This window comes from Lysinibacillus sp. FSL W7-1291 (assembly GCF_038593415.1).
Classification (GTDB): Bacteria; Bacillota; Bacilli; order Bacillales_A; family Planococcaceae; genus Lysinibacillus; species Lysinibacillus fusiformis_D.
In genome coordinates, this window is record NZ_CP151994.1 from 2,743,318 (window position 1) to 2,762,236 (window position 18,919).

The 18,919-nt window shown below is 37.4% G+C and carries 14 protein-coding genes; 7 read left to right on the forward strand and 7 right to left on the reverse strand.

Annotated features, from left to right (window positions below; translation table 11 throughout):
• Window positions 1–227: 227 nt before the first annotated feature.
• Together NST76_RS13280 and NST76_RS13285 are read left to right on the forward strand one after the other, a co-directional pair.
• Window positions 228–695 carry a hypothetical protein gene (locus tag NST76_RS13280; protein WP_340809198.1) on the forward strand — a complete coding sequence of 156 codons (468 nt, stop codon included), beginning with the start codon at window positions 228–230 and terminating at the stop codon, window positions 693–695.
• 305 nt (window positions 696–1,000) lie between these two features.
• Complete coding sequence (locus NST76_RS13285; protein ID WP_036119936.1) at window positions 1,001–1,690, forward strand: response regulator transcription factor; 690 nt, start codon at window positions 1,001–1,003, stop codon at window positions 1,688–1,690.
• Between the two features lie 30 nt (window positions 1,691–1,720).
• On the opposite strand, the gene NST76_RS13290 is transcribed toward NST76_RS13285, so the two are convergent.
• From NST76_RS13290 to NST76_RS13300, 3 genes are all read right to left on the reverse strand, one after another.
• Window positions 1,721–6,856: an ATP-binding protein gene (locus NST76_RS13290; protein WP_342543990.1), complete on the reverse strand. Its 5,136-nt coding sequence runs from the start codon at window positions 6,854–6,856 to the stop codon at window positions 1,721–1,723.
• A gap of 473 nt (window positions 6,857–7,329) precedes the next feature.
• Complete coding sequence (locus NST76_RS13295) at window positions 7,330–8,358, reverse strand: beta-carotene 15,15'-monooxygenase (protein WP_101966774.1); 1,029 nt, start codon at window positions 8,356–8,358, stop codon at window positions 7,330–7,332.
• 99 nt (window positions 8,359–8,457) lie between these two features.
• Window positions 8,458–9,351: an AraC family transcriptional regulator gene (locus NST76_RS13300; protein WP_342543992.1), complete on the reverse strand. Its 894-nt coding sequence runs from the start codon at window positions 9,349–9,351 to the stop codon at window positions 8,458–8,460.
• 107 nt (window positions 9,352–9,458) lie between these two features.
• Here NST76_RS13300 and NST76_RS13305 point away from each other — a divergent pair, with 107 nt between their 5' ends.
• The gene (locus NST76_RS13305; RefSeq protein WP_340809201.1) at window positions 9,459–10,382 is read left to right on the forward strand and encodes a DMT family transporter; all 924 of its coding nucleotides are present in this window, start codon (window positions 9,459–9,461) and stop codon (window positions 10,380–10,382) included.
• Window positions 10,383–10,536: 154 nt separating this feature from the next.
• Entirely contained in the window at window positions 10,537–11,589 is a 1,053-nt protein-coding gene (locus NST76_RS13310) for a Cj0069 family protein (protein ID WP_342543994.1), read from the forward strand.
• A 29-nt stretch (window positions 11,590–11,618) separates the two neighbouring features.
• Here the strand turns inward: NST76_RS13310 and NST76_RS13315 are convergent, their stop codons facing one another.
• The 3 genes from NST76_RS13315 to NST76_RS13325 form a co-directional block, all read right to left on the reverse strand.
• A complete protein-coding gene (locus tag NST76_RS13315) occupies window positions 11,619–12,251 on the reverse strand; it encodes a LysE family transporter (protein ID WP_036119920.1) in 633 nt (210 codons plus the stop codon).
• A gap of 117 nt (window positions 12,252–12,368) precedes the next feature.
• A complete protein-coding gene (locus NST76_RS13320) occupies window positions 12,369–13,112 on the reverse strand; it encodes a hypothetical protein (RefSeq protein ID WP_036119916.1) in 744 nt (247 codons plus the stop codon).
• Window positions 13,113–13,199: 87 nt separating this feature from the next.
• Complete coding sequence (locus NST76_RS13325) at window positions 13,200–14,918, reverse strand: methyl-accepting chemotaxis protein (protein WP_342543996.1); 1,719 nt, start codon at window positions 14,916–14,918, stop codon at window positions 13,200–13,202.
• Window positions 14,919–15,120: 202 nt separating this feature from the next.
• On the opposite strand from NST76_RS13325, the gene NST76_RS13330 reads away from it, so the two are divergent.
• The 3 genes from NST76_RS13330 (at window position 15,121) to nspC (ending at window position 18,089) form a co-directional block, all read left to right on the forward strand.
• On the forward strand, window positions 15,121–15,327 hold the full coding sequence (locus NST76_RS13330) for a hypothetical protein (RefSeq protein WP_036119912.1): 207 nt from the start codon (window positions 15,121–15,123) through the stop codon (window positions 15,325–15,327).
• 396 nt (window positions 15,328–15,723) lie between these two features.
• On the forward strand, window positions 15,724–16,953 hold the full coding sequence (locus NST76_RS13335; protein ID WP_036119909.1) for a saccharopine dehydrogenase family protein: 1,230 nt from the start codon (window positions 15,724–15,726) through the stop codon (window positions 16,951–16,953).
• The gene (gene nspC, locus NST76_RS13340) at window positions 16,950–18,089 is read left to right on the forward strand and encodes a carboxynorspermidine decarboxylase (protein ID WP_036119906.1); all 1,140 of its coding nucleotides are present in this window, start codon (window positions 16,950–16,952) and stop codon (window positions 18,087–18,089) included. The genes NST76_RS13335 and nspC overlap by 4 nt, the downstream gene beginning before the upstream one ends.
• Window positions 18,090–18,427: 338 nt before the next feature.
• Here the strand turns inward: nspC and NST76_RS13345 are convergent, their stop codons facing one another.
• On the reverse strand, window positions 18,428–18,916 hold the full coding sequence (locus NST76_RS13345; protein WP_036119903.1) for a CheW domain-containing protein: 489 nt from the start codon (window positions 18,914–18,916) through the stop codon (window positions 18,428–18,430).
• Between the last annotated feature and the right edge of the window lie 3 nt (window positions 18,917–18,919).

Sequence of the window (18,919 nt, forward strand, 5' to 3'; positions counted from 1 at the left end):
ATAAAAGTTAACACATTTAATTTCATTTTGTAAATGCCTATTTGCATTTTCTAAGAAACTCGTTTTAAAAAAGGGAATTTTGCGATAATTTATGTAAAACTAAATCATTACCTCCTAAATCCTACTCGAGGCTACTTATTCATAAAATAAAAAGGATTGAAAATAACGCTGATATTGAAAGGAGTTTCATCTCATCTTGTAGTATTACACTGTATGGGGGTGGTTGTATGTTTGGCATTTTTAAAGAATCCGAGAAGATCATCGATACATATGAACAAGTGCATTCAATTTTAAAATCTTTACTGACCTATGAACTAAAAGAATTACCGACCCGTTATGAATTTTGGTATCGTGTGGCGATACGTCTTGAGGAGTTTCGCACATTACAGATGGAGCATCGAACTAAGATTTCGATGACCTCATCTGTTGGACGCTTTCATCAAACACAATATGAGACCATCACACAAAAATTAGCAAAGTTTGAGCGATTAGCTGATATCTATAAGCTATTTTGTATCGAAGAAGAACGAGCAGGATTAAATCATCGCCTTTATTTTCATCAAGAAGCTATTGCTGCTCTCTATGAGCACATACAACAGAAGGAGCTTTACACGTATTGTGACGATGTTCAACAGCAATTTTGGGAGGCCGTCCGTGATGACATGCTAAATGCAATCGCACACCTCGATTCATGATGTTGGAGGAGGCTGGGGCAAAAAGAAAAAATGTTAGACCAAGATACAATCAGTCTGACATTTTTTTGATTTAGGAAGAAATATTTAACTCAATGAGGCGAAAAAACTATTATCTATTTTCGCTATTTTTCAAAATAATGGAGTTCTGTCCCAGCCTCTTGCTGTTTATTAGCCATAAACAGTCCTCCCTGATTGCTTTGCTCTATAGGATATTGCAGTGTTAAAATGACACAAGCGCTAAACCTTCTCTTTCCCATCCGAGATAAAAGTTGGTATATTTTATAATAGGAAGGAGATTTAGTGATATGGTGAACGAGAAGATTTTAATAGTAGAAGATGACATAGATATTATGGAAGTTTTATCGCTAACGCTAGTGAATGCTAACTATACAGTATTAAAGGCACCCTCCCTATCCACTGGTTGGCATCTCGTTGGCACGCAACAACCCGATTTAATCTTGTTAGATGTTAATTTACCGGATGGTACAGGCTTTGAGCTAGCCAAAAAAATCCGAGAAGTATCGGATGCCATTATCATCTTTGTGACCGTCAATCATTTAATTGAACAAAAGCTTGAAGGCTTTGAGGTTGGGGCAGACGATTATATAACAAAGCCATTTATTCCGAAAGAATTATTGGCACGTGTTCAAGCCAATTTAAAAAGAAGAATCCCATCTAAGCAAAATCATGTTGTACATATTGATAATTTATCTATTCATTTTGACGAGAAAAACGTCTATAAAGATGGTCAGCTTCTAAACTTGTTCACAAAGGAAAAACTGCTCCTCTTTTTTCTAATGGAACATGCGAATCAAGTGATTAGTGTTGACCAGCTCATTGACCATGTTTGGGGCTATGACGGTGTCACCGATTTGAAAACTGTCTCTGTCCATATTAGTACCCTTCGGCGCAAAATTGAAGATGTCCCCTCTAAACCAAAATGGATTCAAACAGTGAGAGGATTTGGCTATCAATTCGTCTATAAAAGAGAGTGATGAGCATTAAGATAAGGCTCATCACTCTTGTTAACTATTTACCAATACTTTCGCTAATGGTAATGTAAAGCTAAATATGCTTCCTTCATTTTCAATGCTTTCAACAAAAATTTCGCCATTATGCTGGTGCACAATTTGCTTACAAATGGCTAATCCGATCCCATGTGAATCGGGTTCATGGATATGGGTAGCTCGATAATAGCTATCAAAGATAAAAGGTAAATCCCTCTCAGCAATACCAACACCACTATCGGCTATCGAACAAATCAAATGCTTGTCCTCCACATGCATGGACAATTGAATACCACCACTTGATGTATATTTCATCGCATTAGTCATCATATTTTCAATCACCTGGTTGATTCTTGTCTCATCAATCAGTAGCTGTGCTTCCTGATGACCATAAAAGTGAGCACTATAGGTTAATCCTGACCGTTTGATGTCATCCTTATATCGATTTGCCATTTGTTGATATAATTCCTTTGCCTTTACCTCTGTATAAGAAAATTCTGCTCTACCCGCTTCTAGATTCGCTAAATCAAACAAGTCTTGAATTAAGCTGTTTAATGATAGTAGCCTTTCCTTACTTCTTAGTAAGTATTTCTCTTTAGCCGCTTCCTCCACGATAACGCCCTCAAGCATCAATTCTATATATCCTAAAGTAGAGGTTAGTGGGGAACGTAGCTCATGAGAAATACTATGCAAAAGTTTTTTGCGTTCCAGTTCATTTTTTTCTAAACGTTCATTCATTTTTTTCAAGTGCCGATTGGTTTCATCCAATTCCTTTGTACGTAGCTGTACTCGCTTTTCTAAATCCCCATATATTTTGGCATTTTCAAAAGATACGGCAATTTGAGCAGCTATGACTTTCAGAAGCTGGACATGAGATGGATGGAAGGCATTTGTCAGCAACGTATTCTCAAAATATAAAATCGAAATAATTTCATTTTGATGAACAATCGGTAAGCAAAGAATAGATTTCGCCGTTGAATAAGATAAAAGAGGATGCTGTGTCTTTTGAGCATTTTGAATAATCACATGTTCTTTGCTTTTAAGAACATAGCGTATAATAGACTGCATATTCGCACTAAAGTCCTCTATTTTTTGTTGCTCATACAGCGTAAAGGCATTTTCCGCAGCTTCTGCCTTTGCCAACACCAGTAGTTGCTGCTGCTGTTTATGAATAAAGTAACCACTATCTGCCCCTACATGCTTTAACAGGGAAAACAATATGTTATGCAGGAGATCCTCCATGCGAATGGCTGTTGCAAAAGATTGGGTCGTCTCAAATACAGTCATCATATCAAACGTGAGTGATTGTCTACGCTGACTTTCTGGTTGGCGATTTACTTGATAATCACTTTCCCATCTTCTAGCAATCGTTTCGGCTCCCCATGCTTGCATGCTTTGAATACCATTTAATATATAGTGTCTTGCTGTTTTCATTTGCTGTTTGGCGCGATAATAGTCTGCTGCTCGTTCATAAGCAAGTGCCACATCTTGGATAAAGCCATTCATTTTTGCTAATTGTATAGCTCGGTCATAATAGAGCTCAGCATCTTTTTCTTTGTTGTTGAAACGGTAATTTTCTGCCATTAATAAGATATAGAGATGCTCGTAATTGGCAGGAGAATAACTGGCCCATTTTTTAAATTTTTTTATGCTTTGCTGTATGTCAGATAAATATAAGCGTCGCTCTTGTGCTTCACCATTGAGGCGCTGCAGAAAATGAAATTGCCACATAGCCCGATAAAAATAATAAACGGTAGAAATCGGTAATGTATAGGTTTCTTTACTTAATTCCTTTAAGTCTATCAAAATCGCTTTTCCTTGCTTTTCATCGCCTAATAAAAAGGACATTTGTAAACGTACTGAATAATGCATGATTTTAATAGCAGGTTGATCCTGTATCGTAAAGGAGTACCCCCAATGTACAGGATGATGTGGATCGTGCAGAGCATTCATCCATCCTCCCATTTCAGCTAAAAAATCAATCGATAAAGTACTTGCATGTATGGAAAATTCATCTTGTTGTCGCCTAATTTCCTGCTGTAAATCTTGAATGGAAGCCCCCTGAATAAGTCGAATAGCGACAATAAAACAAGAGGCTGAGGATACTAAATGATATAAGCCGAGCTCTTGGCTTTTTTGTTGAGCCTCGTTAATATATTGAATGCTGGCTTCATACGGCTCTGTCCAATGGCTGATAAACACCCCATACACATAATAAGTATGTCCTTTGATATAAATACTCTCTTGCGTATCGGCAACGGTGATGGCCAGTTTTCCAAAGCGAGCAGCTTCTTTTATATTGCCAAATCCCGCATTTAAAAGCATGGCATAATTAATCAATACCATGGCACTTTTCGGTGTCGTACCATACTTCAACTGTAGGCGCATGCCTTTCATTAAAAGAATGCCCGTTAAGTTAGGATTTAACAGGAAAGCACTTGCCGTCATATTAATAATTAAATGAATTAATAGATCAATTTCCTTACTATTTGTTGCAGATTGTTGCAATAAATCCTGGTCAGACATATGTCGCAATGCTAATTTTAATAATAGATATTCTTTGAGAAGCTGTGATTTTTTAGGAGCTGCCGTAATTTTCAAATTTGCAACTTGTAACCCCGCCAAGCCTGCTTCTAGACCAATACTAGGATTATCAGATTCAATATATAATATCGTTTTTAAATTATTAATCATCAGCTTTTCTAACACTGTCTCTGAATGCTGCAAAGCTTCTGTTAAATGTAGTTCAGAGCGTTCATAGTGCCCTGCAATATATTCACATTCTCCTAAGTTCGCATATAATTTAACAGACAGTTCTCTCCTAGTTATCCAATGATCCGGTGTTAATAGTTCTTTACTAGTTGTAAAAAATTTAAGCGCATTATCAAACAACCCTATTCTTTTAGCCTCTATTCCTAGTTGATAATTCCAGAGAGACAACTTCTGTTTTTCTTCCCTCGTCAATAATTGCCAGCTGTAATTAAAATGCATAACCATTTCGTTTAAACGATCATGGTCTGCAATCGTTGGAGAATTCTCAGTTAGTAATTGGCCAATTTGATAATGCAGCTTGATGCGCTTTTGTAACGGAATTTCTTGATAGGCTACTTGCTGAATACGATCATGGACAAATTGGAATTTTGTCGAAAATGTATGCAAAATTCCTTCATGTTCAAATGTACTCGCCCATTTATAATGTGCATCTAACGGAATAATAAAACCATTTTCCACAAGTGTTTCTAAATATTTCAATAATGTTTGAGCAGGTAGGGAGACAAGCTTTAAGACATCACTAAATTCAAAACGCTGACCAAAACATGCGACAAGTCGTAAAATAGCATGGACATCGGTCGTTAAATTAGCCATTCTATTCTCAATGAAAGCAAGTAGCTCGTTATTTAAACGAGATAAATTGAATTTCTGACGATTAAACTGCCACTCTTTTGTTGTCGTATTAAAATAAATCGTGTTATCTTGCTGGAGTGAACGGTACGCTTCTTTTACAAAGAGTGGATTCCCTTTGGTCAAATTAAATAATTGTTTAGCAATGACCTGTATCGTTTGCGGCTGAGCATTGAAAGATGCCTCAAGCCATTGCTGCACATGTTGTTCCTGAAGAAGGGGTAAAGGAATATGGTGACAATTGGAAAAAACAGTGGTTCTTTGCTCACTTTTTTCCTCTGTGCTGTCCTCATTCACTCGGAATGTCCCAATCATCATAAAGTACCCCGCTCGTTGCTGCTCATAAATTTGTGCCATAATTTCAAGCGTACTCTGATTGGCCCAGTGCAAATCATCAACAAACCATACAACCGGTTTCTTTTGTATTGCAAATGTTAATAAAATTTTTTGAATCGAAATAAACGTATAGGAATGGAGCTGTTTTGTATTTTGACGAACCTCCTTTTGAAAGCCTACTTCTTCCTTCACAAACCATTTGAGTTCAGGTAATAAATGAATAAGCTCATCTGTCACAACTAATTTGACTTCCTGGAATAATTTTTTCCATAATTGTACAGATTTTTCACCTTCCATATAAACCAATTTCAATAAATTTCTTAACGGATGAACCACAATGGTATAGTCATTTTCTAATTGTAATTGCTCATACTTCGTTGCAATAAAATAGCCCTTTGCCGCCGCAATTTCACCCTTCAGCTCTTGTACTAGCTTGGATTTTCCATATCCTGCTTGCCCTGAAATAGTGACCATTTTTTTATCACCTTTTGTGACCTGATAAAAGTGAGAGGAAAGCTCTGCAAATTGCTCTTCTCTGCCGTAAAGCTTAGTAGACAATCCCGAATTCAACTGTAAATCCTGTTGACCTAGTGGGAAATCGTCAAGTGATTTATTTGCCGTAAGTCTATGTTGGATAAAGAGCAAATCCTCTTTCAAACCCATTGCACTTTGATAACGATCAACCGGATTTTTAGCTAAAAGCTTGTCAATAATCTTCCAAAGGAGAGGATGACAACTATTTTGAAGGTTCATCAAGGATTCTGGCTTTTTGGTTAAGATTTCGTAAATTAAATCTACAGCATCCTTTGCTTGAAAAGGTAATTGACCGCCCAATATTTCGTAAAAAATCATACCAAGTGCATATAAATCCGTACGATAATCCACATCTAAATGAAGTCTGCCCGTCTGTTCAGGTGCATAATAAGGTAACTGATCCCGTCTTTCATAGGGATTTTCAATTACAACTGGCGATTCTGCATCATATTTCGAACTAAACTCGGAGCTTAATAATTTTATTTTGAACGAATTTGGATTGATTAATATTTGATCAGGATGAAGGTGCAAATAAAGTAAATTACTTTGTTGCATTTTAATACAAATATTCACAAGCTCAATCGCTATTAGTAGAAATTGATGTAAAGAAATAAGGTTATTTCCGAGTTGCTTTAGGGGCACACCATTAAAATTTTCATAGATAATCGCATATTGTTTATCTATATAATCCATAGCAATCGGCTTCAATAGCCAAGGATTTTGCTCATTGGAAAACAAGGTAAATTCATATTGCAGTTTGGCTCTTGTCTCAGCAGAATTTTGATGAATACTTTTTACGAGTACCAGATTGTTAAATTTCTTCATATACATTCTTTGTAAGTGCCAATCTTGATTAGACTGCAAAAGGATACAATCATTCACAAACGAACCCCCTCTTCTATCTAGTTATACTACCTTCATTTGTTAATTAGAATTCCAACGAAACTAAATCACTATTTATACATTTATGCCAAAAATCGAGGTTGTTTTTCAAGCACATTAAAATGAGGTATACAAGAATGTAAATCTTTAAGATACATCCAGAAATTGTATATTAGTGTATAAGCTTATTATACTATTTTTCTATTGAAGGTTCTTCACCTTTTATTCAATACTCAGAAAATTTCACAAAGCTCTATCTAGTTTGGACACGACCTTTACATTCCCTTTCCTCCTACTTTTGTATATGAAATACTATAAAAAACGAAGGTTAAAATTTGGTTAAATAATATTATTATTTTTACAGGCTATACATAAGCCATCTTTATAGAATGGAACATCTTACTTTTACAGACTTACTTTGAGCGATTCATAAAACGGGTGCACGCATATTAGGAGCACCCGTTTTAGGATAGTTATTTTGTTATTCCTTGTTCAAGCATTTGTCTAAACTCTTGTACTTGATCAGCCTTGATGGCTACTTGATTATAGCGCTTTTTTATTCCTAGCATAAATGTCACTTCTACAGGCTCTTTCATTTTCAAAATGAATTGTGGGTAGGCTTCAGCAAAATCACGGGCTATAAAATCAATCGTATCTTTTGATAATTTTCCTTCTAGCTGCTCCTTATCTTCCACGATTGCTGCAATTTGAGCAAATGGAATGGCAGTTCGTTTCATTAGTCCAAGAGATAAATACAATGTATCATTTGTTACGTAAACAGGATTTAAACGAATGGCCTGCATATCCGCTAAAAAGAAAATCACTGAATACATATTAAAAAGGAGCAAAACAATGGAAAGTACTATTGATTTTTCGTGTAGCCACCAGTGAATACCAATCGTTTCAATGGCAATGCCATGAATAATCATGAGTTGAAAAGCGATGTAGCTCGAATTTTTATGTAAAGTTAAGCCCTGACGTTCTTGTCTTTTCCAACTTGCAAAACCATAATATAGCACTAGCATATCCGCACAAATCATCTGAATGATAGCATGCTTGGGTACATGATTTTCTACAGCTTTTGAAAATGAAAAGAGATCTGGCAATGAACTCCTACGCACTTCCATCAGGATTTGGGGCAAATAGCGCACGAGTGTTGCTAGTACGACAATTTCTAATAAAATAATAACTGATTCCATCACAAAACCTGCCCATGTCACAGCCACAAATGGCTGAAGATGCTCCATGGGAATCATAAAGCGTGCGGCAATACAGCCTGATGCGGCTAATAAAATGGCGTGCTTGAACGAAAACCTTCCTTTATAAAGCATCCATAATACGGGCATCACCACAATAAAGTCGATCAATGACCCCATGACAACCCCATTCGTTTCGATTGGTAAAATGGATACACCCAATCCAGTGTTATAGAGTGTATAATTGCTGGCTAACACGATTAATAACAAGCCTAGCCATATATTTTGCTTACTTTTTAAAACCATCCTTCCCTATCCCCCTCCTTATTGCTAATTTTACTTTATTTCAAATGGTTAATTTTGTATATATTTTGAGTATAAAAGATGATCTTTTTCCAAACATGTTCAATTATTTTTCACACTTAGAAACTTTTTACGGTAAACATGTGGCGAGTAGCCAGTGTATTCTTTAAATTTTTCGATATAGTAACTGACCGTACTAAAACCTGTATCACCAGCTATTTCGGTTATAGATAGCTCACCATTCCGCAATAATTCTATGCTTTTGCGCAGTCGGTATTGTAATAAATAGCTAAACGGCGTCATACCCACTATTTTCTTAAAAAAGCGACTGCATTCGGCGCGACTTATATAGACATGACTTGCTAAATCTTCTAACGTTACTTTTTGTTGATAATGTGCATGTAAAAAATCCAACATTACTTTTGCTCGTTCATGCTGTACGATGGAGGATTGATCCATCATTTCTTCTGTCAGCAAGGATTGAGTTAGCATCGATTCCCAAATGAATAGGAGCTCTCTCCAAAACTTTAATTCAAAAAATACGTCTTGTTCCCGCATCAATGCTGCAATCGATGCTATTTTCTGTGCTAACTCCCCCGTCAGCTTGACATAAGGCACTCGATTTTTTGTGATATAAGGCTCAACATATTTTGGGGCAAAGATACTGCCCTCATAACCAGCTATCAGCATTGGGTCCACATTGACACAATAAATCAAAGCTTGTTCAATTTCATAAGGCTTCGCTTCATGCAATACCGAGGCATTGATAAAGAGCCCCTCCCCTTGTTCTAAAATAAATGCATCTCCCCCTACTCGATACTGAGCTCGTCCACTTTTTAAATAAACAAATTGAATTTCCTTATGCCAATGGAGTGGTAGGAAATCCAACCTCTCTAATTGCATGACCGTTTCATACAAGGCAACGGGAAATTCTTTTGTCCCGTGCAGCGTTAATTCTTGTAAATCCTTTGCTATTTTAATATGCGTCAACGGCATCCTTAACACCTCAATATATTGATATTTTTATACGATTAAATCGATATTTATTTGCAATTCTCTCCTTTATAATCACCTTATATTGATAGTTTAGGAGATGTGAACAAATGAATCAAATCATCCAAAGAAATCGTACTATGGGCTTCCTTCTTGTTATATTAGGGGCAAGTTTTTGGGGAATAGGTGGGACCGTTGCCCAAAGGTTATTCCAACAAGACGATATAGAAGTGGGCTGGCTTGTATCTAGTCGGCTACTTTTGGCTGGCCTACTGCTACTAGCTATTTATAAAATAACCTACCGTCATGACTCAATTTTTGCCATATGGCGCACGAAACAGAATGCTTTTAAACAAATTTTATTTAGTTTACTCGGCATGCTCGCTGTCCAATATACCTATATGATGTCTATCGCGATTGGTAATTCTGCAGTAGCCACCTTATTACAATATTTAGCACCGCTGTTTATCATGGCTTATTTTTTACTAACGAGGCAAAATCCATTGACAAAACAAGATGGGATTGCCGTCACACTTACACTTGTAGGAACATTTTTATTATTAACAAATGGCTCCGTTTCAACCTTATCAGTTCCTTTTATGGCTGTGCTGTGGGGCGTGTTATCAGGGCTTTCAGTTGCCTTTTATACTCTCTATGCGATTCCACTTTTGCAGCAATTTCATTCATTACTAGTTGTTGGCTGGTCAATGATTATCGGTGGGGCAGTAATGAGTATTTTCCATCCACCTTGGGCGATTGATGTATCAAATTGGACCTTTTCCACTGTTGCTTATTTTCTTTTTATCATTATTTTTGGCACAATGCTCGCTTTTTGGTTTTATATTGCTAGTTTGCACTATCTCTCCCCTAAGGAGTCAAGCTTACTAGGAAGCCTTGAACCATTAATGGCTGTTATTACGAGTGTCTGGTGGTTAAAAATTACCTTTGGGGGCTATCAGTTTATAGGCACATTACTCATTCTTCTTATGATTTTATACCTCACAGTCTTTCAGAAAAAACAGGTTGAAGCGTAACTTATTCAAATTGTCCCGAAAACAATAGTAAATACCTCCTAAAACAGGACTAGTAATATATAAATTTATACATAAAATTTACATATTTCATCTATCTTTTTTCCTGATTTGTCTACTATACTGAATTTAATAGCAGACAAAAGGAGGTATTTTTATGGATAAAAAAGTTATTTTTTTCGAGGTTGAGGGTGGCACAGATAAAGGACCCGACGGCTATCGCCCAGACACCCTACCGATGGTGGATGCCCTAAAGGAACGTGGGCAAGATGCAGAGGTGCTATTTTTTGATGTCACAAAAAAACAGCAAATCTTTGACTATGTGAAGGAACATGGTGTTGCCTATGTATCGCGTATAAACCCTGGTAACTTACAGCATGAGGAAGCGTATTTTACCATGCTACGAGAGCTGTGCCAGGCTGGAATTATCGGAATGCCACATCCTGATGCGATGATTAGCTACGGCTCGAAAGATGCTCTATCAAAGCTTACATCAACGAATTTAGTACCTGATGATACATATGCCTACTACACTATAGAAGCATTCAAAACGCAATTCCCTATCTCCTTAGCTTCGACAGAACGTGTTCTGAAGCAAAATCGTGGTTCAACGGGTGAAGGTATTTGGCGTGTACAATTGATGAATCCGCTTGCCAAGGGCATCACTGAAGTACCACTTGATGCACAAATCAAATGTACAGAAGCGAAAGATAATCATGTTGAATATTGGCAGCTTGGCGAGTTCATGACATTTTGTGAGCCGTATATTACAGGGACGAATGGTATGTTAATCGATATGCGATTTCTTCCGCGAATTACAGAAGGTGAAATTCGCTTATTCATGTTGAGAAACCGCCCTATTTATGTAGTACATAAAAAACCGGCAGATACTGAGGATGCCTTTAGCGCCACACTCTTCTCAGGTGCCCAATATCGCTATGACCAGCCTGCAGATTGGCAAGAGCTCGTACAAAATTTTTTAGCACAACTCCCACAAGTGACGAACCTATTAGGCAATTATGATTTACCATTGATTTGGACGGCTGACTTTATGTTAGATACGAATGAGGCTGGAGAAGATGGTTATATTTTAGGTGAAATGAATTGCTCCTGTGTGGGCTTTACTTCAGAACTATCGCTAGCGCATGAAGTAGCGGAAGAAATTATCGCCTGTATCCATGAGCATCAAGCAGCACTGATGGTACCATAAAAAAAGTGCGATCTAGAAGATCGCACTTTTCATATATAAATCTTAATTGCTTGAATAAATTCATATATAAAATAACCAGCAAAACCAATCAATAAGAATCCTGCAACAATTGTAAATGTCTTAATCATCTTACGGTTCATAGCTTTTCGAGTGACTGACACAATGGTCAGCAAACCGATGTCGTGGAGTAAAATACCGCTAAGAACGCCAGCAGCAATAATTAAAAAGTTTGTCGGCTGTCCTTGTCCATAAGATTTAGCTAGCACTACACCAAATACATTGACCCAAAATACAAGATTACCAGGCGAAATTGCGACCAATAAGCCATTAAAATAAGAGGCAAAAAACGATTTGGTTACTTTTTCTCCTGCTAATGTAATATCATGGTCTGCATTCTTGATAGAATCATAGCCTAACAAGAATAAAAAGCCTGCTCCAATAATCCACATAGGAAGTTGGACCATCGGCATAGCCAAAATAGAGGCTAGTCCCATGTATAAAGCAAAAACTAATACAATGTCAATGGTCATGCCACCAAGCCCTACAGCCCAGCCATGCATAAAACCATTTTTGAGTCCTTGCTTTGTCATTTCTACAGTAATAGCTCCTACAGGCATGGCAATGGCAAGTCCTACCAATACATACGCTACATATAAACTCAAAAAAACACTTCTTTCATGTAATCGATAAGCTTCATACGTCCGTTTATCTTTTTATGATAGCATAAATATACTTAAAATCAAATAATTATTAATACTTTGCTAGACAGTTTTTAATCGTTATAGCATTTGCTTTTTCCATTGTGTTAACAGATCACGTGACTTTACAAGATCCATTTTCAATGCAACTTGCTTAGCGCTACACCGTTTTTCAGCTTTGTTCCACGCCTCTTCTAAGGCAGGTAAATAGCTTAAATTTTTCGTCGCTGCTACTAGCTGTAAAAAAATATTGCCTTGAATATAGTGCCAACGTGGATTCATCCCATCTAGTAGAATAGCTTCTTCAATTAATCGTAATGCCAGATAGGGGCTGCCCTCCTGACGATTCAAAAACTGGGCAAAAGCTCCCCAATAGAGCGCCTTATTGGGCTGCAATTTGATTGCCTCTGCATACTGTGCTGTTGCCTTGTCTCGTTCTTCAGCAAGAACAAAGTATTCCGCCATTGTATAATAAGCATTCGCCTGTGCTTCAATAGACCCTGCTAATAATTCATCGATTACTTTTCCAAATTGCTCATCATCCTGACTCCCAATATAAGCCGTGAGAACATCTCGTTCTGGATAAGAACCATCTGTGCGTTCTACACTTTGTTTCACCTTTTCATCAGTGGGGTGAGGCATACTCGCATACCCGTTCGCCTCTAGCATGGCCACATGCTGTTGGATGAATTGATAGGCCTCCTCTTCAACCACTGCATGATTCATTATTATTCTTTTAGCCAGTTGATAGCTTTCCTTTACCTGTCCACTCAAAAATAAGTCATTAACTTGTTGAACTTGCTCATCCAGTTGTTTTACCACCATTTAAATCCTCCACTTCACAAAAGACAAATCTTATAGCTAGTGTACCATCTTCGCAATAGAAGCAAAAGACAACTTGTCCTAATCTTTCTACAATTCTTTTAATTTAAACGCTTTTACATGCTGTTCAAGTGTATGAGCCATATGATTTGTTTCATTAGAACCTTGTGCTACCTCATCAATACTTGCTGTTGTTTGCTGTGCTGCTACCGTAATCATATTCATCGTTTCTTCTATATCTCTAATGGATTCTGTTAATTGTTGAATCATTTGAACAATACGAGCTGATTTTTCATTTTCAGCGGTCATAGCATGAGAAAGCATAATCATTTCTTCTACCGTTGTGGCTACTGCTGTGGAAATATTGCCTAAAGATTGCGCGGTTAAACGCACTGTCTCTGTGCCTTTTTCGATATATTGCGTATTATCATTCGTAGATGTCATCACTTGCTGAACATGTTTCATAATGTCTTGAATTAGCTGTTCGACTTGTAAAACCTCTTGATTGGACTGCTCGGCAAGCTTGCGTACTTCCTCAGCAACAATGGCAAAACCCTTCCCATGCTCCCCTGCTCTAGCCGCCTCGATGGAAGCATTCAAAGCTAGTAAATTCGTTTGGGAGGCTATAGTAGCAATAGAGGTAGTAATCGTTTGTATTTTGGTTGCTGATGTGACCAAGTTTTCGACTGTTTGTCGAACTTCACCTGAACCGTTATGAATCAATGCCATATCATTACTTATATCCTTTGCTAGTCGCTCACCCTCTGTTGCTAATTTCATCGTTTGTCGAGCATTCTCAGCACTGTCATTGGCATTGTGCTGTATCATTTGAAGGTCCTCTGCTAAAGATGTCAGAACATCTGTCGCATTTTCAGCATGATGCATCCCTTCCGTCACAGCACTTGTGACCTCTTCGATATTGTTCGCAACACCTTGAATCGTATTACTCATATCGTGCAACGTGGAAGCGATTTCATCTGAGTTATTAGCTAAAGTATTAGAAGTGGAGCGCATCGTCATAATCATATTTTGCAAATTAGCGGTCATTCGATTTAAGGTATTTGCTAAATCCTCTACTTCATCCTTACTATGAATTTTTGTTTCAGGTACAGCTAAATTCCCATTCGCAATTTCTTTAGCCTGCTGAATTAGCACACTAATCGGTTTCACTTTTCGACGAATTAAAAAGCCTGTAATGATCGAAGCAATAAGCATAGGGAAAATACTTATTAAGATACCATTTCGCACGACATCCCACGTTCGTTCTTTTACGATATTGGCATCAAAATCGATGACACTAATTGCAATGATTTCTTTACTAGAATCATGGTCTTTAAAAATAGGTGCATAGCCTGATAAGCGATCCATACCAGCAAAATTATAGGGCTGTGAGTATGTTGGATGCTTATGTGTCAGCAACATATCAATGGCTTCTTTATCTAAATAAAATGAATCGCCAGGTGCGAGACCTTCCTCAGCTAAATGTTCATCCAGCGCTAATAATGTGCCATCGAGTGCTAAAATATATTGCGTTTGAAAAATGTCCTTATGGCCCGTTGTCCAGTTTAAATCATGTCCAATACGCGCCTGTGCATCTTGATCGCCCTGAATGGCCTTGTCCATTAATGCTGGATCAATTAAACCTGTTGTGATATTGGCACAGCCATAGGCCTCCACGCCAGCAGCATCATATAGTTTATTGTAAGCAGTTATGTATGTAGCGAACGACGTAATCCCTAGCATCACCACTAAAATACCAGCAATAATCGTCCCAAGTTGAAAAGTTAATGAATTGCGTAATTTCACCATTCATCCTCTCCCCTTTCTAATAATCATCTATGAATATTCCCTATTATTCCTCAATCATACTACAAAAAGATGTATTTAAAAAGCATCTTTAATATTACTAATATAATAAAAGCGATGGATAAAAGTTCTGAATTATGCGATAATTGAAGCGAACTCTCTTCATCATGGAGCATTACCTTATCATCTAATAGGAGGGCTTGCTATGAATAAACGCTTTCATTTTATATCGCTTGTTACAGGAAATTTGTTAACGATAGGAGCTATTTTTATTTATGCTATGCAAAGTCAAGTGCATGTAGCCCTCAGTACGTATGCTCTTGTGATGGGGTTTTTAAGTACATTACTTGTGGTTTTCTTTTATATATGGGGAGAAGAAAAACAACAGATACCCAATCGCTTTTTGAAATAATTAGCATAAAATTAGCCTGTTTTGACACACTACTAAAACGATTGAAAGTAGTTGATTTTATTATGCTGTACATCCCTTTTTACCTTATAGGGTGAAAGGGATTTTTTATGTACAGCTCAAAAGGTGAGAAAAATAAAGCACATGAAATTCTATGATGAGAGGCTAGATTAGTTTGAACAACTTCATCTAACAAAATCTACAAATGAGCTCAATAAATTAGTTTTTTTCATACACAATTAGCTACTTTCTCGAGGTATTCCCCTCTGATTACGTCTAATTATTGTAGTAAAATAAAAATTTTTGTAGAAATTTTTAAAACAATGATTGAGTAGTATATCAATTTTCTGTATAATCAGCTTGTTTGACAATACTTTATATGAACTTGGGGGTAGACAATTGGGTAAAGCATTGATTATCGGAGCTGGCGGAGTTGCCAGTGTTGTGGTACACAAGTGTGTTCAAAATTCGGACGTATTTGAGGAAATTTGTATCGCAAGTAGAACTGTTTCAAAATGTGACGCTCTAAAAGAAAAACTAGACGGCGGAAAAACAAAAATTCATACTGCACAGGTAGACGCGGATAATACAGAAGAGGTTATTGAGCTTATTAAAGCTTTCGGACCGGATGTTGTGATTAACGTGGCATTACCTTATCAGGACTTAACGATTATGGATGCTTGCTTAGCGACAGGTGTGCACTATGTGGATACTGCAAACTACGAGCCACCTGAAACGGCAAAATTTGAATATAAATGGCAATGGGCTTATAAAGAGAAGTTTGAAAAAGCTGGCTTAACTGCATTACTTGGTAGCGGTTTTGATCCAGGTGTAACAGGCGTTTTCACAGCTCATGCTCAAAAACATGAATTTGATGAAATTCACTATATTGATATCGTGGATGCGAATGCGGGAGATCATGGCTACCATTTCGCAACAAACTTCAACCCAGAAATTAACATTCGTGAAATTACAGCGAATGGTCGTTACTGGAAAGAAGGCAAGTGGGTTGAAACAGCACCACTTGAGAAAAAAGAAGTGTATAACCTTCCAGAAATCGGACCAAAAGATATTTATCTTCTATACCATGAAGAACTTGAATCACTTGCAAAAAATATCAAAGGTTTAAAACAAATCCGCTTCTGGATGACGTTCTCTGAAAAATACTTAACACACTTAAAAGTATTAGAAAACGTTGGTATGACATCTATTGAACCAATCGAATTTGAAGGTCAAATGATTCAACCAATCCACTTCCTTAAAGCGGTATTGCCAGATCCAGCTTCTCTTGGACCACGTACAAAAGGTAAAACCAATATCGGTTGTATCATACGCGGTCTAAAAGATGGGCAAGAAAAAACGTATTATGTCTACAACGTATGTGACCATGAAGAGTGCTATAACGAGGTGGGTTCACAAGCGATTTCTTACACAACAGGTGTACCAGCCATGATCGGTGCTATGCTTGTGATGAATGGCGAATGGCGTAAACCAGGTGTTTGGAATGTAGAAGACTTCAATCCAGATCCATTCATGGATGCACTAAATAAATGGGGTCTACCATGGCAAGAAAGTCATAACCCAGAATTACTTGACCTTGATTTAGATGCAAAGGAATTAAGCCGATGAAACCAATTGATTTTTCAAAAGTTCCATCCCCTTCTTATGTAGTGGATGAGCGATTATTAACAAAAAATCTTGAGCTTTTAAAATCAATTCAAGATCGTACAGGCTGCCGCATTTTACTAGCCCTAAAAGGCTTTTCCATGCATTCAACATTCCCATTAGTTGGGGAATATTTAGCAGGTATTACTGCTAGCTCCTTGCATGAAGCACGTCTAGGCTATGAAAAAATGGGCAAGGAAGTACACGTCTATGCTCCTGCTTATATTGAGCATGAAATGGACGAGCTTCTAGGCTATGTGGATCACATCGTGTTTAACTCATTTAACCAATGGGCTCAGTTCAAAGAGAAAGTAAAATCTGCTGGAAAAACAATTGAATGTGGTATTCGTGTGAATCCTGAGTACTCTGAAATTGAAACAGCACTTTACGATCCTTGCTACACGAACTCTCGCCTTGGTACAACTTTGGCTAACTTCGATAAATCACAGCTTGACGGCATTGATGGCTTACATTTCCATGCGATGTGTGAACAAAATTCCGACACGTTAGAACGTATTATTGAAGTAGTAGAAGAAAAATTTGGTGATGTGTTACATCAAATGAAATGGTTAAACTTCGGTGGTGGCCACCATATTACGCGTGCAGATTATGATGTCGAAAAACTTGTTAACATCATTAACTATATTCAAGAAAAATACAACCTGCTTGTTTACTTAGAACCAGGCGAAGCGGTAGCACTTAATACAGGCTATTTAGTCGCTACAGTACTTGATATTCAAAAAAATGGCATGGACCTTGCTATTTTAGATACGTCAGCAACATGTCATATGCCTGATGTACTTGAAATGCCGTACCGTCCAATGATTATCGGTTCTGGTCAAGCAAATGAATTCGCGCATACGTATCGCTTAGGCGGACTTACATGTCTTGCTGGTGATGTAATTGGTGATTATTCATTTGATCAGCCATTAAAACCAGGCGATCGTCTTGTCTTTACAGATATGGCTCATTATTCTATGGTTAAAAACCATATGTTTAATGGTGTCAACTTACCTTCTATCGTTTCTTATAACGATGAAGAAGGCAGTAAAGTCATTCGTGAATTTAAATTTGAAGACTACAGTGGTCGACTGTCTTAATAACAAACGAAAAGCCCTTCCCAGTTTGCTGGAAGGGCTTTTTATTATGACCATATTGTCAACCTATGAAAAAAGACGATGTCCATAAACATTTGGTGAGACGAGAGGTTGATAGCCGTTCCGCCATGTTGCAAAGGTGTCTTTTCTTTATCTTATGCCTTTATTTAAATGTGAAGGGATTAGTCACAACAAGGCTACTTGAGTCCCGTGGAATATGGAATAGCTAGCCCCTAGGTTTTGCTCTGCGCGAAAGCAATGCGTCAGCGACAAGCCTTTTCGCCGTACACAAAATCCTAGTGATTGTGTTGTTTTTTCAACACTAAGAAAACTTAGAGTGCCTATGCCTCCACGTTTTCTTTTTCATTTTCAAGCATTTTGTGTAAATAATCGATAATCTCACGAATGCCATCTAATGAATTGACCAATATTTTTGGATCGACATAAGTAATCATACGGTTCTCAAGATTAGCTACAGCCGTAAAGTAGCGTGTTTTACTGTAATTAACAAGGCCCAATTGTTGAAGTACTGAATCATCAAAATCAAGAATTTCTCGAGCTTCTGTCACCAGTAATCCATAATTAACCACGTCTGTATTTAAAACAATAATACGAGCAGTTGCTGTATTAGATGAGCGGTTGTACAATATTCGTTCAAAATCAAGAACAGGTACAAGCTCACCACGAATTCTTGTAAAGCCTAAAAGATAATTAGGTAAATGAGGGATAGGTGTTACATGCTCTAATTTTTCAATTGAAATTGCTTGCTCCACAGGCACTGCGTATTCCTCTGTCCCACAAGCAAAAACGACTGCTTTGACACTTTCCATGCG